At 70.7% G+C, this 14,764-nt stretch carries 12 protein-coding genes and 1 riboswitch; of the genes, 8 read left to right on the top strand and 4 right to left on the bottom strand.

Features of this window, described 5'->3' with window-relative positions; all coding sequences use genetic code 11:
* Nucleotides 1–310 precede the first annotated feature (310 nt).
* From HS109_11370 to HS109_11335, 8 genes are all read left to right on the top strand, one after another.
* Nucleotides 311–1,267 (top strand): tripartite tricarboxylate transporter substrate binding protein, encoded by a 957-nt coding sequence (locus HS109_11370; protein MBE7522970.1) that lies wholly within the window; start codon nucleotides 311–313, stop codon nucleotides 1,265–1,267.
* A gap of 124 nt (nucleotides 1,268–1,391) precedes the next feature.
* Nucleotides 1,392–1,610: riboswitch (cobalamin riboswitch) on the top strand.
* Nucleotides 1,611–1,775: 165 nt separating this feature from the next.
* Nucleotides 1,776–3,650 (top strand): TonB-dependent receptor, encoded by a 1,875-nt coding sequence (locus HS109_11365; GenBank protein MBE7522969.1) that lies wholly within the window; start codon nucleotides 1,776–1,778, stop codon nucleotides 3,648–3,650.
* 77 nt (nucleotides 3,651–3,727) lie between these two features.
* Nucleotides 3,728–4,639, top strand: coding sequence for a cobalamin-binding protein (locus HS109_11360; protein MBE7522968.1), 912 nt, complete (start codon nucleotides 3,728–3,730; stop codon nucleotides 4,637–4,639).
* 526 nt (nucleotides 4,640–5,165) lie between these two features.
* Nucleotides 5,166–5,792, top strand: coding sequence for a transcription elongation factor GreB (gene greB, locus HS109_11355; GenBank protein MBE7522967.1), 627 nt, complete (start codon nucleotides 5,166–5,168; stop codon nucleotides 5,790–5,792).
* A gap of 15 nt (nucleotides 5,793–5,807) precedes the next feature.
* Entirely contained in the window at nucleotides 5,808–6,002 is a 195-nt protein-coding gene (locus HS109_11350) for a hypothetical protein (GenBank protein MBE7522966.1), read from the top strand.
* Complete coding sequence (locus HS109_11345; GenBank protein MBE7522965.1) at nucleotides 5,999–6,355, top strand: cell division protein ZapA; 357 nt, start codon at nucleotides 5,999–6,001, stop codon at nucleotides 6,353–6,355. Before HS109_11350 ends, HS109_11345 begins: the two co-directional genes overlap by 4 nt.
* 327 nt (nucleotides 6,356–6,682) lie before the next feature.
* Nucleotides 6,683–7,165 carry an EVE domain-containing protein gene (locus tag HS109_11340; protein MBE7522964.1) on the top strand — a complete coding sequence of 161 codons (483 nt, stop codon included), beginning with the start codon at nucleotides 6,683–6,685 and terminating at the stop codon, nucleotides 7,163–7,165.
* A gap of 73 nt (nucleotides 7,166–7,238) precedes the next feature.
* A complete protein-coding gene (locus HS109_11335; protein MBE7522963.1) occupies nucleotides 7,239–8,042 on the top strand; it encodes a sulfite exporter TauE/SafE family protein in 804 nt (267 codons plus the stop codon).
* A 20-nt stretch (nucleotides 8,043–8,062) separates the two neighbouring features.
* Here the strand turns inward: HS109_11335 and fdhF are convergent, their stop codons facing one another.
* The 4 genes from fdhF to HS109_11315 form a co-directional block, all read right to left on the bottom strand.
* Nucleotides 8,063–10,858, bottom strand: coding sequence for a formate dehydrogenase subunit alpha (fdhF, locus tag HS109_11330; protein MBE7522962.1), 2,796 nt, complete (start codon nucleotides 10,856–10,858; stop codon nucleotides 8,063–8,065).
* A gap of 10 nt (nucleotides 10,859–10,868) precedes the next feature.
* The gene (locus HS109_11325) at nucleotides 10,869–12,569 is read right to left on the bottom strand and encodes an NAD(P)H-dependent oxidoreductase subunit E (protein MBE7522961.1); all 1,701 of its coding nucleotides are present in this window, start codon (nucleotides 12,567–12,569) and stop codon (nucleotides 10,869–10,871) included.
* 25 nt (nucleotides 12,570–12,594) lie between these two features.
* Nucleotides 12,595–14,121, bottom strand: coding sequence for a tripartite tricarboxylate transporter permease (locus HS109_11320; GenBank protein ID MBE7522960.1), 1,527 nt, complete (start codon nucleotides 14,119–14,121; stop codon nucleotides 12,595–12,597).
* A 159-nt stretch (nucleotides 14,122–14,280) separates the two neighbouring features.
* The gene (locus HS109_11315; GenBank protein MBE7522959.1) at nucleotides 14,281–14,754 is read right to left on the bottom strand and encodes a tripartite tricarboxylate transporter TctB family protein; all 474 of its coding nucleotides are present in this window, start codon (nucleotides 14,752–14,754) and stop codon (nucleotides 14,281–14,283) included.
* Between the last annotated feature and the right edge of the window lie 10 nt (nucleotides 14,755–14,764).

The following is a 14,764-nucleotide window of genomic DNA, read 5'->3' as shown; positions in this document are numbered from 1 at the left end:
CCCTGGCCGGAAACAGGCTGCGCGTCCGAGTCCGGACTTCTCCTCCACACTCTACCGCGCCGGTCTGCCAACAACATACAAGCCTGACGACATTTGCTTCGATCCGGCCGACCGTTTCGATTCGACGAATCCCGTCAGCCTGAAGGCTGACCCACCTTGAAGGAGTTCGCGGACAGTCGGCGAAAGGTCCGGCGCGCGACCGCCTCGGTCGTCGCGAGGCCCGGGTCCGGCGGCGTTTCCAGCCGAAGCCCGAGCCCGTACAATGCGCGGCGGAAATCCGGGGTGCACGTTCGAACCACGCGAGGTGAACATGAAGAGCTGGAAGCGATTCGCTTTTGGTCTCGCGCTGGGCCTGCCGCTGGCGGTTCCCGCGCAAGCGCAGCCCTCGGACGTGATCAAGATCATCGTGCCGTTCGCCGCGGGCGGGCCCACCGATCTCATCGCCCGCATCATCTCCGTTCCGTTCGGGGATCTGGTCGGCAAGAAGGTCCTGGTCGAGAATCGCGGCGGCGCCGGCGGTGTCGTCGGGACCGCCGCAGCGGCGAGGGCGCCCAACGACGGGTCCACCCTGCTGCTCACCACGTCGAGCCTCGTCATCACGGCGGGGACCACGGCCGATCTCTCCTACGACCCGCGAAAGGATTTCGACCCGATCTTCCTGTTGGGCGAGGTCCAGACCATGCTGGTCACCCGCCCGTCGCTCGGCACGAACGACCTCGCCGCGCTGGTGGCGAAGGCGAAGGGGCCGACGAAGCTCAACTACGGCTCGACCGGGGTCGGCGGGACGATGCACATCGGCGCCGAGCTCTTCGCGCGATCCGCGCAGGTGGAGATGGTCCACGTTCCCTACCGCGGCGCCGCCCCGGCGATCACCGACCTCCTGGCGGGCAACGTCGATCTCCTCAACGCCGACGTTCCGGTGCTGAAGCCCTACGTGAAGGAAGGCAGGCTGAAAGCCATCGTCATCTACGACACCAAGCGGTCGCCGCAATTGCCGGACGTTCCGACCGCGGTCGAAGCCGGCATGCCCGCGCTGATGCTCTCCAACTGGTACGGCGTGCTCGCGCCGTCGGGCGTGCCTGCGGACATCAAGCGCAAGTACGAGGACGCGCTGGCCCAGGTCGTTCGCATGCCCGACGTGGCGGCCCGCCTCGCCGACGCGGGGTTCGCGGGTCCGCGCGACAGCGCGGCGTTCAGGGCCAAGCTCGCGTCAGATTTCGACCGGTGGATTCCGTGGCTCAAGCAGGCGGGCATTCGCGCGCAGTGAGTCCCGACCTCCGCTCGTACAAGGCGTGCCCCCGGATGTTCGTGCGGGGCACGTCCAATGCGCTCGCGAAGTGATGAGCGAAACTCGCCTTGAACCCGGACGCGCAAGCCGTCGGCGCGGTTCGGCTATCATCATGGCTGCAGGTGTCCGCCGCGGAGTTCCTCGCGGCGGGTGAAACGGGAATGCGGTGACGCGCCGGCCTCGTGCCGCGCGGATTCCGCAGCTGCCCCCGCAACGGTAAGCCTTCGAGGGCCGCCCACACGCCACTGCCGCGCGAGCGCGGCGGGAAGGCGGGCGGCCCGCATGGCGAGCCCGGAGACCGGCCTGCGACCGCGCGTGCGCGCCCGAACGGCGCATGCGCGTCCACAGCGTGGCGCGGGAAGGCGCCGGCTCGGTCGCCGACGTGCGCGCCCGTGCGCACGAGCCTCGCCCGCGCCCCGTCTCCCGCAGCCGCGTTTCCGTAACCCATGGCCGAGCGGGGACGCCGGCCCGACGCGGAAGGCAGGGAATGAGCACCGAATCGTCGACCACGTACCGCGCGCGCGTTGCCGCCGCGCGCTTCTTCATTGCATGCGCCTCAATCGCGGCCGCCTGCGCCCATGCGCAACCCGTGCCGCCCGCGCCGAAGGCGGCGTCGTTCGACCCGGTCGTCGTGACCGCCGCGCGCGGCCCGCAGGCGATCGAGGATCTGCTCGCCGACCTCACGGTGATCGGCCGCGACGAGATCGCGCGGAGCGGCGCGGACGGCCTCGCGAAGCTGCTCTCGCGCCACCACGGGATCGAGATCGTGCAGAACGGCGGCCCCGGCTCGACGTCGGGCGTGTTCATCCGCGGCGCGAACCGCGGCCAGACGGTCGTGCTGCTGGACGGAATCCGCCTCGAATCCTCGACCACCGGCGCGGCATCGCTCGAAGCGATTCCGCTCGACCAGATCGAGCGCATCGAGATCCTGCGCGGGCCGGCCTCCGCGCTCTACGGCGCGGACGCGATCGGCGGCGTGATCCAGGTGTTCACGCGCCGTGGCGGCGACACGCTCGCGGCGAACGCCAGCGCGGGCTACGGCACGCACTCGACCGCCAAGGGGAGCGCGGGCGTGTCCGGCTCCGCCGGGGCGCTGCGCTATTCGCTGCAGGCGGGCGCGCAGCGCTCGGACGGCTTCAACGCGCTCGTCGACACCGCGAACTGGTCGTACGATCCGGATCGCGACGGGTTTCGCGCCGAGAACGTCAGCGCGTCGGTCGGGTTCGACTGGGCGAAGGAGCAGTCGCTCGGCGCACGCTATTTCCGCAACCGGCTGAACGCGCAATTCGATGCCGGCGACGCGTACGACGACCGCACGGTGACGATCGTCGAGGCCTGGCAGGTCGACTCGCGCAACCGCCTCGCCGCGAACTGGCGCTCGTCGCTCGTCGTCGGGCGGAGCGTCGACGACTCGACGACGACGATCGCGTTCGGATCGTCGCCGTTCCGCACCGAGGACACGCAGTTCACCTGGCAGAACGACCTCACGCTGCCCGCCGGCGAACTCTCGGCGGGCTACGTGCGGCGGGAGGAGCGCGTCGACGAAGACGTGTCGTTCCCGGTGACCGCACGCGACACGGACTCGGTGTTCGGCATCTACCGGCTCGTGTCCGGACCCTACGCGTTGCAGGGCAACCTGCGCTACGACCACTCGTCGCAGTTCGGCAGCCGCACCACCGGCACGCTCGCGGCCGGCTGGCGCTTCGCGCCGGGATGGCGGCTGACCGCGAGCGGGGGCACGGCGTACAAGGTGCCGACCTTCAACGATCTCTACTTCCCGGGCTTCTCGAATCCCGACCTCGAGCCGGAAACCGCGCGCAACTTCGAGGGTTCGGTCTCGTGGAACGGCACGCTCGGCGAGGCGCGCGTCGGCGCGAGCGCGACCGGCTGGCACAATCGCGTCTCCGACCTGATCGTGTTCCAGTGCGACGCGAACTTCGTCTGCGCGCCGCAGAACGTCGCGCGCGCGACGCTGGAAGGCGTGACCTTCGCCGGCGATCTCGCCTGGCGCGACACCACGGTCCGCGGCTCGATCAACCTTCAGGATCCGGTCGACGACGAGACCGGCAACCTGTTGCCGCGCCGGGCGCGGACCTACGGCGCGCTCTCCTTGTTGCAGCGCGCCGGTCCGGCCACGCTCGGCTTCGAACTGGTCGCCGCGTCGAAGCGCTACGACGACGCCGCGAACACGCGCGAGATGGCGGGGTACGCGATCGTGAACCTCACCGCGGAGTGGACACCCGGCCACGGTGTCACGCTGTTCGTGCGCGCCGACAACGTGTTCGACCGCGACTACGAACTGGCGGCCGGCTACGCGACCGGCGGCGCGCAGGTCTTCGGCGGCGTGCGATGGGCGATGTGAGTCGACGCGCAGCCATGTCGTGCGCGGGCACCGTGACTCGGTGTGGTCGCGCATGGCCCGGCGCGGCGATCCGGGGCGTGGCCGGTTTCCTCGCCGCGCTCGCGGCGAAGCTCCTCGCAACCGTGCGGATGCGCGAGACTCTGCTCGTGCTCGCCGCGCTGGCGAGCGTGCCCGCGCACGCGATCCGAGTGACCGACGACGCCGGCATGACGGTGGAACTCGCCGCGCCGGCCCGCCGCATCGTGACGCTCGCGCCGCACGCCGCGGAACTCGTGGCCTCAGCGGGGGCGGTCGCGAAGCTCGTCGGCGTCGGCGCGCACACCGACGCGCCGCCGGAGGCCCGCGCGCTGCCGGTGATCGGAGACTCGAACGCGATCGACATCGAGGGCATAGTCGCGCTCGCTCCCGATCTCGTCGTCGCCTGGCCCTGGGCGGCGCCGAGCCAGGTCGAGGCGCTGCGCCGGCGGGGCATCGCGGTGTTCACGTCTGCGTCGCGCACGATCGACGCGATCGCCGGCGACATCGAAGCCATCGGAGCACTGGCGGGAACCTCGGCGAGCGCCGCGCGCTCGGCGCAATCGTTCCGGCAGCGCGTCGCGGCATTGCGCGCCTCGGCCTGGAAGGGCGTGCCGGTGCGCGTGTTCTATCAGCTCTCGGACGCGCCGCTCTACACGATCGGCGGCGACCACACGATCACCCAGGCGATCGCGCTGTGCGGAGGGGTGAACGTGTTCGCGACGCTCGACGTGCCCGCGCCGGTGGTCAACGTCGAGGAAGTGCTCGCGCAACGGCCCGCGCTGATCGTCACCGGCACCTCGGGCGCGGTGCGCCCGCGCTGGCTCGACGACTGGCGGCGCTGGCCGGGACTGGCCGCGGCGCGCGACGACGGCCTCGCGGTCGTCGACGCCGACTTCCTGCATCGTCCCGGTCCGCGTTTCGTCGATGGCGTGGCGCAACTGTGCGCGGCGATCGCGAAGGCAGCCCAGTAGTGCCGTGGGTCGGCCTTCAGGCCGACATCAGGGATCAGAGGACAGTCGCGCCGGAGATTCCCGCGGCGGCGCATCGAGCGTCGGGCAGCGTCTCCCGTGTCGGGCTGAAGCCCGACCCACCGCCCCTCCCCGTGGGTCGGCCTTCAGGCCGACATCAGGGATCAGAGGACAGTCGCGCCGGAGATTCCCGCGGCGGCGCATCGAGCGCCGGGCAGCGTCTCCCGTGTCGGGCTGAAGCCCGACCCACCGCCCCTCCCCGTGGGTCGGCCTTCAGGCCGACATCGGGGATCGAAGGTTCAGTCGCGCCGGAGATTCCCGCGGCGGCGCGTCGAGCGCCGGGCGGCGTCTCCGTGGGCTGGAAGCCCGCCCCTCCCCGTGGGTCGGCCTTCAGGCCGACATCGCATCGCGCCGTCGTAGGTCGGCCTTCAGGCCGACGCCTTTCCGTCGCATCGGCACGCGCGTTTTCGGGCGGAAGCCCCGACCCACGGGCGTAGAATCGGCCGCGCTACGAGACAACGCGCCTGCAATGAACAAGGCCTTCACGCGCGAGAACGACGCGGCGGCCGACGCGGACGACGACGAGATCGAATCGGCGCCGCCGCTGCCCGCCGGATCGCGCAACTACATGACGCCGGGCGGCTTCGCCCGGTTGAAGGCGGAACTCGACCGACTCGTCGCCGTCGAGCGGCCCGAACTCATCGCGACCGTCGCCTGGGCCGCGTCGAACGGCGATCGCTCCGAGAACGCGGACTACCAGTACGGCAAGCGGCGGCTGCGCGAGATCGAGCGGCGCATCCGCTTCCTCGTCAAGCGCCTCGATGCAGCGGAGGTCGTCGATCCGGAAGCGCGCGCGCGCGACGGCGTCGACCAGGTGTTCTTCGGCGCGACCGTCGACTACGCGACGCACGCCGGCGAGCGGCGCACGATCAGTATCGTCGGCATCGACGAGACCGACACCGCGCGCGGCTACGTGTCGTGGATCGCGCCGATCGCGCGCGCGCTCACCAAGGCGCGCGAAGGCGATGTCGTCTCGTTCCGCACGCCCGCGGGCGTCGAGGAGGTCGAGGTCCTCGAGGTCCGGTACCTGCCGCTCGCCACCGGCACTGCCCCGGACGCCGTCCAGCCGGCCCGGTTGACGCGCGCGGGCGGTTGACCGCACCATAGCCCGATGGACGCCGAACTGGCCGAACTCGAGCGCAAGCTCGCCGTGCTGATCGCGCACACGCGGGCGCTGCGCGCGGCGAACGACGACCTGCGTGCGAAGCTCGCGCAGGCCCATGCCCACGAGCGCGTCCTCGACGAGCGGATGCGCGTCGCGGCGGGCCGCCTCGATTCGCTGCTCGCGAAGCTGCCCGCCGAATGAGCGCGAAGGGCGGCACGGCCGAGAAGCCGGCGCAGATCGACGTCACGATCCTCGGGCGCGACTACAAGATCGCGTGCCGCGAGTCCGAGCGCGCGGAACTCATGCGCGCGGTCGCGCTGCTCGACGGGCGGATGCGCGAGATCCGCGACACGGGCAAGGTCGCGGCGGTCGACCGCATCGCGGTGATGGCGGCGTTGAACCTCGCCAACGAACTCCTGCGCGCGCGCGCCGAATCGCCGTCGGCATCGCCGTCCGCGGCCGCGCCGATTGACGACCCCCGCGCGGAGCGTAGAATCCACGCGATGCAGTCCGCCATCGACCAGGTGATGGCGGGGCAGGACAAGCTTCTGTGACGGCGGTCGCTCCGCGCGATCGCCAACGCTCCATCCCCTGCGGTGTTCGACAACCGGCCTCACGTTCCTTGAACCAATGCCACTTGGCGAGGCCGCCGCGCCTCCAGTGAGCCGGTGTGCGCTCCCACGCGGAAGCGCCTGATGGCTCCGGCAGGCGGCCACCCTGAACCCCGGTTCAGGACAAGGTCGGACGGCACCTGCGGGGACCCTTGAACGCGGGCGGCGCCTTGGGCGCCGTTCGCGTTTGATGGGTGGTGCGACAGGCCGGGCGTGAAGCCCGGCGCGAGACGAAACCGCCCTCGACCCCCTCCGGGACCGCGCGCACCCATGTCGTACTGGCTGATGAAGTCCGAACCCGACGAGATGTCGATCGACGATCTCGCGCGATTGCCCGGGAAGACTTCGCCGTGGACCGGCGTGCGCAACTACACGGCGCGCAATTTCATGCGCGACGCGATGCGCGTCGGCGACCTCGCGTTCTTCTATCATTCGAGCTGCGCGGAGCCCGGCATCGCGGGCATCGTGCGCGTCTCGTCGGCGGCGCACCCCGACGAGACGCAGTTCGATCCCGCGAGCGGCTACCACGACCCGAAGGCGACGCGCGCCGCGCCGCGCTGGATGTGCGTCGACGTGACCTTGGTCGAGAAGACGCGGTTCGTCACGATCGCCGAGATGCGCGCCACGAAGGCGCTCGTCGGCATGGTGACGCTCCAACGAGGCAACCGGCTGTCCATCACGCCGGTGACGCCAGCCGAGTGGCAGGCGGCGCTGAAGCTCGCGAAGCCGCCGTCGAAGGCGAAGCGCCCGTGACCACCGGTGCGATGGCGTCAGCGCGCCGCCGAGGCGCGCAGTGCGCCGGGGATCGGCACGTCGGACCGCGGCCATGAATCTCGCGCTGGTTCCGATCTTCCTCGCGCTCGGCGCGTTCGTCGGCTTCCTCGCCGGGCTGCTCGGCATCGGCGGGGGCTTCACGATCGTCCCGGTGCTCGTCGAGGTGTTCGCCCACCAGGGCGTCGAACGCTCGCACCTCCTGCCGCTCGCGATCGGCACGTCGGCGGCGACGATCTGCTTCACCGCGTTCGCTTCCGCGCGCGCGCACCACAAGCGCGGCGCGGTCGCCTGGCCGATCGTGTGGGCGATGGCGCCCGGCCTCGTCATCGGCTCGCTCGTGGGCGCGCAGATCGCGAGCGCGCTGCCGATGCGCGTGATGGCGGCCTGCTTCGGCAGCTTCACCTGGCTCACGGCGGTCCAGATGCTGCGCAACACGCGTCCCCATCCCACGCGCGAGCTGCCCGGGCAGATCGCGATGTTCGCGATGGGTTCGCTGATCGGGCTCGTCGCCGGGATGGTCGGCACCGGCGGCGCGTTCCTCGCCGTGCCGTTCATGACCCGCTGCAACGTGAAGGTGCACACGGCGGTCGCCACGTCGGCGGCGATCGGCTGGCCGGTCGCCCTCGCCGCGACCATCGGCTACGTGTTCGCGGGTTGGCGGCACGACGGCCTGCCGGCGTATTCGATCGGTTACGTGAACCTGCCCGCGCTACTGTGCATCGCCGCCGCGACGATGATGCTCGCGCCGCTCGGCGCGAAGGTCGCTCATGCGTGGCCGGTGGCGCGGCTGAAGCGCGCGTTCGCCGCAATGCTCTTCGTGCTCGGCGCCTGGATGTGGTTCAAGGCGCTCGGGTAGCAAGCGGGCCCCGGCCGCGACTACGGCTCTGACCCCGCTTCCGCGTAACCGAAACGCTCGACCGGCGCACCGCCCGCCGTCACGCGCACGGCGCAGTACTTGAACTCGGGAATCTTGCCGTACGGGTCGAGCGCCGGGTTGGTGAGCAGGTTCGCCGCGGCCTCGTAGTAGCAGAACGGCAGGAAGATCGCGTGACGCGGCATGCCCGCATCGGCGCGTGCGTAGAGCGCCACTTCGCCGCGCCGGGTCGTCACGGTGATCGCGCCGCCCGGCGAGACGCCCATCTCGGCGAGGTCGTCCGGATGCACCGATGCCACCGGTGCGGGCTCGATCGCGTCGAGCACCTGCGTGCGGCGCGTCATGCTGCCGGTGTGCCAGTGCTCGAGCATCCGTCCGGTGATCAGCACCCACGGGTACTCGTGGTCGGGCACTTCGGCCGGCCGGACGAGCGTGGCGGGCACGAGCTTCGCCCTGCCGCTCGCGGTCGGGAAGCGATCGACGAACACGACCGGCTCGCCCGGGTCGCCTTCGCGCTCGCACGGATAGGTGACCGATCCCTCGCGCTCGAGACGCTCCCAGGTGATGCCGGCGATCGACGGCATCGCGAGCCGCATCTCGGCGAACACGTCGCGCGGATGTTCGTAGCGCCAGTCGAGTCCGAGCCGGCGCGCCATGTCGACGATGATCGCGAGATCCTGGCGCGCTTCACCGGGCGGCGGGAGCGCCTGCCGCCCGAGTTGCACCGTCCGGTCGGTGTTGGTGAACGTGCCGGTCTTCTCCGGAAACGCGGACGCCGGCAGGATCACGTCGGCGAGGTACGCCGTTTCGGTGAGGAAGAGGTCCTGCACGACCAGCATCTCGAGTTTCGCCAGCGCCTCGCGCGCGTGGCCCGCGTCCGGATCCGACATCGCGGGGTTCTCGCCCATGATGTACATGCCGCGGATCTCGCCCGCGTCGATCGCGTGGATGACCTCGACGACGGTGCGCCCCGGCTGGTCGTCCAGCGTGCGGCCCCAGAGCGATTCGAAGATCGGGCGCGCATCGGCGTTGTCGACGCGGCGGTAGTCCGGATACATCATCGGGATCAGTCCGGCGTCGGACGCGCCCTGGACGTTGTTCTGCCCGCGCAGCGGGTGCAATCCGGTGCCGCGCCGGCCGACCTGGCCGGTCAGCATCGTGAGCGCGATCAGGCAGCGCGCGTTGTCGGTGCCGTGCACGTGCTGCGACACGCCCATGCCCCACAGGATCATCGACCCCTTCGAGGTCGCGAACGCGCGCGCGACCTCGCGGATCGTCTCCGCGGGGATCCCGCATTCGCCCGCCATCGCCTCCGGGCTGAACGCGGCGAGGTTCTTCGCGAGCGCCTCGTAGCCGCTCGTGCGGTCCGCGACGAACGCGCGGTCGACCAGGCCCTCGTCGACGATCACGTGCATCATCGCGTTCAGCAGCGATACGTCGCCGCCCGGCTTGAACTGCAGCGTCCGCCACGCGTGCCGGGCGAGTTCGGAGCGGCGCGGGTCGGCGAGGATGAGGCGCGTGCCGCGCTTCACGGCGTTCTTGATCCAGGTCGCCGCGACCGGGTGGTTGACGATCGGGTTCGAGCCGATCAGCAGGATCACGTCGGCCTCGAGCACGTCCATCACCGGATTCGACACCGCGCCCGAGCCGATGCCCTCGAGCAGCGCCGCGACGGAGGAGGCGTGGCACAGGCGCGTGCAGTGGTCGACGTTGTTGCTGCCGAAGCCGGTGCGCACGAGCTTCTGGAACAGGTACGCCTCCTCGTTGCTGCCTTTCGCGGAGCCGAAACCCGCGAGCGCGCGCGGCCCGCGCTCGTCGCGGATGCGCTTCAGCGTGCCGCCCGCGAGCGCCATCGCCTCCTCCCACGTCGCCTCGCGGAACGCGGCGAGCGGATTCGCGGGATCGAGCTTCGCGTGCGGATCCTTCCGCGCGCCTTCGCGGCGGACGAGCGGCTTGGTCAATCGTTGCGGATGCGCGACGTAGTCGAAGCCGAAGCGGCCCTTCACGCACAGGCGCTCGCGGTTGGCCGGACCGTCGCGTCCCTCGACGCGGACGATCTTCCCGTCGCCGACGTGGTAGGTGATCTGGCAGCCGACGCCGCAGTAGGGACAGACCGAATCGACCTTCCGGTCGATGCGGGCGAGGTAGGCGTCGTTCGCCGGCGCGAGCGCCCCGGTCGGGCAGGCCTGCACGCACTCGCCGCAGGCCACGCACGACGACGCGCCCATCGGGTCGTCGAGGTCGAACACGATCGCCGAATGGTGGCTGCGGTGCGCGTAGCCGATCACGTCGTTCACCTGCACCTCGCGGCAGGCGCGCACGCAGCGCGTGCACTGGATGCAGGCGTCGAGGTTCACCGCCATCGCCGGGTGCGAGAGGTCCGCCTTCGGCTGCGCGCGCACGGGGAATCGGGGTGTGGCGATGCCCAGGCGGCGCTGCCAGTGCGCGAGCTCGGAGTCGGGCTTGTAGACGCGGTCGGGCACGTCGGAGGCGAGGAGTTCGACGACCAGCTTCTGCGCGTGCTTCGCGCGCGCGCTGTCGGTCGAAACCTCCATCCCGGCGGTAGGCGCGCGGCAGCACGAGGGGGCGAGCACGCGCTCGCCCTTGATCTCGACCATGCACGAGCGGCAGTTGCCGTCGGGCCGCAGGCCCTTCTTGTAGCAGAGGCGCGGGATCTCGACGCCGAGGCGATCGGCGACCTCGAGGATCGTCTCGCCCGGCGCCGCGCCGACCTCGGCCCCGTTCAGCCTGAACGTGACGGTCTCCTGCGCGAGCAGCGCTTCGTGCGGGGCGTTCATGCGGGAGAGTCTACGCCTCCAGCTCGTGCGGGAAGTACTTGACCACGCAGGCGAGGGGGTTGGGCGCCGCCTGCCCGAGCCCGCAGATCGACGCATCCGCCATCGCCTGCGACAGTTCGCCCAGCAGCGCGGTGTCCCAGCGCGGCCGCGCCATCAGCGTCGCGGCCTTCTCGGTGCCCACGCGGCAGGGCGTGCACTGGCCGCAGGATTCGTCGGCGAAGAAGCGCATCAGGTTTTCCGCGGCATCGCGCGCACGGTCGTGCTGCGAGAGCACGATGACCGCCGCGCTGCCGATGAAGCAGCCGTGCGGCTGCAGCGTGTCGAAGTCGAGCGGGAGGTCGCCCATCGACGCGGGCAGGATGCCGCCCGACGCGCCGCCGGGCAGGTAGCCGTAGAACGTGTGGCCGTCGGCCATGCCGCCGCAGTATTCGTCGATCAGTTCGCGCACGGTGATGCCCGCCGGCGCGAGGTGCACGCCGGGCGTCTTCACCCGGCCCGACACCGAGAACGAGCGCAGGCCCTTGCGCCCGTGGCGCCCCTGTGCGGCGAACCACTCGGCGCCCTTCTCGAGGATGTCCCGCACCCAGTAGAGCGTTTCCATGTTGTGCTCGAGCGTCGGCCGGCCGAACAGCCCCACCTGCGCGACGTAGGGCGGGCGGAGCCGCGGCATCCCGCGCTTGCCCTCGATCGACTCGATCATCGCGGACTCTTCGCCGCAGATGTACGCGCCGGCACCGCGGCGCAGGTGGATCTCCGGCAGCGCGCAGGGGGGGTCGCGCTGCAACGCGGCGATCTCGCGTTCGAGCAGCGCGCGGCACCCGGCGTATTCGTCGCGCAGGTACACGTAGACCGCATCGACGCCGACGGCCCACGCGGCGACGAGCATCCCTTCGAGGAAGCGGTGCGGATCGCGTTCGAGGTAGTGGCGGTCCTTGAACGTGCCCGGCTCGCCCTCGTCGATGTTGACCGCCATCAGGCGCGGCGCGGGTTCCGCCCGCACGATCTTCCACTTGCGCCCGGTCGGGAATCCCGCGCCGCCGAGTCCGCGCAGCGACGAATGCTCGAGTTCCGCGATGACGGCGTCCGGCGAACGCTCGCCGTTCACGCACTCGACGAGCGTGCGATAGCCGCCGTCACGCCGGTAGTCGGCACAGGCGATGGCCGAGGGCGGGATCGGCTGTTCGAGCCGGCGCTCGCGCACCGCGTCGGCCACCGCGTCCGCGGACGCGCGACCGATCGCGTGGCGGCCGACGACCGCGACCGGCGCCTCCTCGCAGCGCCCGACGCAGGGCGCGCCGATCACGCGCACGTCCTTCAGTCCCAGCCGCTCGATCGCCGCGTGCAGCGCCGGCGCACCGGCCATGCTGCACGACAGCGTCTCGCACACGCGCACGGTGATCGCAGGCGGGCGAGCGTCGCCCTCCTTCACCACGTCGAAGTGGTGGTAGAAGGTCGCGACCTCGTAGACCTCGGTCGGCGCGAGCTTCAATTCGTGCGCGAGCGCGACCAGGTGGTCCGCGGAGAGGCAGCCGTGCGCATCCTGGATCCTGTGCAGGAACTCGATCAGGAGGTCGCGGCGGCGCGGGGCGTCGGCGAGCAGTGCGCGAATCTCGCCGAGCGCGGCGGGATCGACGACGCGGCCCTTCGGCGCGCCGCGCCGGTCGCGTCGCGCGTCGATCATCGAGGTGTCGACCACCGTGGAGCGCGTCATCGTCGGAGTTCCGCCGTCACGGCCTTCAGTCGACCGGCGCGGCATTCTCGGCTGCGCGCAGGCGCCGCCGCCACGCGGCCAGGCCGCCGGACACCACCGGCCAGAACAGGAGCACGAGGGCGAGCGTCATGATCGACCCGACCAGTCCGTTCGACCAGAAGATCGCGACGCTGCCGTTCGACAGCAGCATCGCCTGCCGGAACGCCGTCTCGGCCATGTCCCCCAGCACCAATGCCAGCACCAGCGGGGCGAGCGGATAACGGAGCTTCTTGAAGAAGTAGCCGACCACGCCGAACACCACCATCATGTAGACGTCGAACATGTTGTTGTGGACCGTGTACGCGCCGACCGCGCAGATGACCACGATGACCGGGGCGATGATCGAGAACGGGATGCGCAGGATCGCCGCCCACCACGGCACGGTCGTCAGCACGATCAGGAGGCCCGCGAGGTTGCCGAGGTACATGCTCGCGATCAGGCCCCAGACGAACTCCTTCTTCTCGACGAAGAGCAGCGGCCCGGGCTGCAGGCCCCAGATCAGCAGGCCGCCCAGCAGCACCGCGGCGGTGGGCGAGCCGGGGATGCCGAGCGTCAGCATCGGCAGCAGCGCGCTGGTGCCGGCGGCGTGCGCGGCGGTCTCCGGCGCGACCACGCCCTCGAGGTTGCCCTTGCCGAACGCGTCGCGGTCCTTCGACATGCGCCGGGCCATGCCGTAGCTCATGAACGAGGCCGGGGTCGCGCCGCCGGGCGTGATGCCCATCCAGCAGCCGATCAGGCAGCTTCGCAGCGAGGTCATCCAGTAGCGCGGCAGCTTCTTCCAGGTCTCGAGCACGACGCCCAGGCTGATGCGGCCCTTCGCGCCTTTGAACGCGAGCCCTTCCTCCATCGTGAGCAGGATCTCGCCCAGGCCGAACAGGCCGATGACCGCGATCAGGAAGTCGAAGCCCTGCAGGAGTTCGGTGTGGCCGAAGGTCATGCGGAGCTGGCCGGTCACGGTGTCGAGGCCGACCGCGGCCAGCGCGAACCCGATCATCATCGCGGCGATCGTCTTCGCGGCCGGCTCCCGGCTCATGCCGATGAAGCTGCAGAAGGTGAGGAACTGGACCGAGAAGTACTCGGCCGGTCCGAACCTGAGCGCGAACTTGGCGACCAGCGGGGCGAGGAAGGTGATGACCAGCACGGCGATGAACGCGCCGACGAACGACGAGGTGAACGCCGCGGTCATCGCTTCGCCGGCGCGGCCCTGCTGCGCCATCGGGTAGCCGTCGAAGGTCGTGGCGACCGACCAGGGTTCGCCCGGGATGTTGAACAGGATCGAGGTGATCGCCCCGCCGAACAACGCGCCCCAGTAGATGCACGAGAGCATGATGATCGCCGAGGTCGGCGACATCGAGAAGGTGAGCGGGAGCAGGATCGCGACGCCGTTCGCCCCGCCCAGTCCGGGCAGCACGCCGATCAGCACGCCGAGCAGGATGCCGACGAGCATGAACAGCAGGTTGTGCCAGGTCAGGGCGACCGCGAAACCGTGCAGCAGGTTGCCGATGTCTTCCAAGGGCTCAGCCTCGAGGAGTGAACGTGCGTCCGATGCCGGCCCCGTGGCCGGGCGCTCGGCTTGTCTTCCATGCGTCGCTTCGCGGCGGCGACCCGCGCCCGCCGGAAACGAAGATCGTGCGGCCCTCCGGGGGCCGGTCGTGCTTCATCGGCGCGTCAATCAATAACCGAGCAGATTCTCGACCGGGCCCTTGGGCAGCGGCACGAGGAACCACACCTCGAACAGCAGGAACAGCAGCACCGGAACGCCGATCGCGACGCCGAGCGCCGTGGCGATCCGGTAGCGGCCCTGCCAGATCATGAAGAAACCGATGAAGATCGCCGAGGCCACGTACAGACCCAGGAGCCGGATGACGATGACGTACGCAGCGGTCGGCAGCAGCATCTTCAGCACCGGTTTCAACGCGTTCCACTCGACGAACACGCTGTCGGCGAGCGCGCGCCAGCGGACGAGTACCGAACCCGCGATCCACGCGCTGGAAAGGAGCAGCGCCATCCCGACGAGGAACGGGAAGTAGCCGGACTGCGGACCGTCGCTGCCCCAGCTCGCGCCGAGCCGGACGCTGTCGAACACCACGATCGCGCCGCCCAGCATGATGAAGAGCGCGAACACGAGTTCGACCCAGCGGGTCATGAGCCCGCGG

Source organism: Burkholderiales bacterium (assembly GCA_015075645.1).
Taxonomy (GTDB): Bacteria; Pseudomonadota; Gammaproteobacteria; order Burkholderiales; family Casimicrobiaceae; genus VBCG01.
The sequence above is the reverse complement of the archived record's forward strand: the minus strand, read 5'-3'. Positions and strand labels throughout refer to the sequence as shown.

What these genes read in the sequence shown, in the direction of transcription:
- HS109_11370 (MBE7522970.1), top strand. Translation starts at nt 311, where the DNA reads ATGAAGAGCTGGAAGCGATTCGCTTTTGGTCTCGCGCTGGGCCTGCCG.
- HS109_11365 (MBE7522969.1), top strand. Translation starts at nt 1,776, where the DNA reads ATGAGCACCGAATCGTCGACCACGTACCGCGCGCGCGTTGCCGCCGCG.
- greB (MBE7522967.1), top strand. Translation starts at nt 5,166, where the DNA reads ATGAACAAGGCCTTCACGCGCGAGAACGACGCGGCGGCCGACGCGGAC.
- HS109_11350 (MBE7522966.1), top strand. Translation starts at nt 5,808, where the DNA reads ATGGACGCCGAACTGGCCGAACTCGAGCGCAAGCTCGCCGTGCTGATC.
- HS109_11345 (MBE7522965.1), top strand. Translation starts at nt 5,999, where the DNA reads ATGAGCGCGAAGGGCGGCACGGCCGAGAAGCCGGCGCAGATCGACGTC.
- HS109_11340 (MBE7522964.1), top strand. Translation starts at nt 6,683, where the DNA reads ATGTCGTACTGGCTGATGAAGTCCGAACCCGACGAGATGTCGATCGAC.
- HS109_11335 (MBE7522963.1), top strand. Translation starts at nt 7,239, where the DNA reads ATGAATCTCGCGCTGGTTCCGATCTTCCTCGCGCTCGGCGCGTTCGTC.
- fdhF (MBE7522962.1), bottom strand. Translation starts at nt 10,858, where the DNA reads ATGAACGCCCCGCACGAAGCGCTGCTCGCGCAGGAGACCGTCACGTTC.
- HS109_11325 (MBE7522961.1), bottom strand. Translation starts at nt 12,569, where the DNA reads ATGACGCGCTCCACGGTGGTCGACACCTCGATGATCGACGCGCGACGC.
- HS109_11315 (MBE7522959.1), bottom strand. Translation starts at nt 14,754, where the DNA reads ATGACCCGCTGGGTCGAACTCGTGTTCGCGCTCTTCATCATGCTGGGC.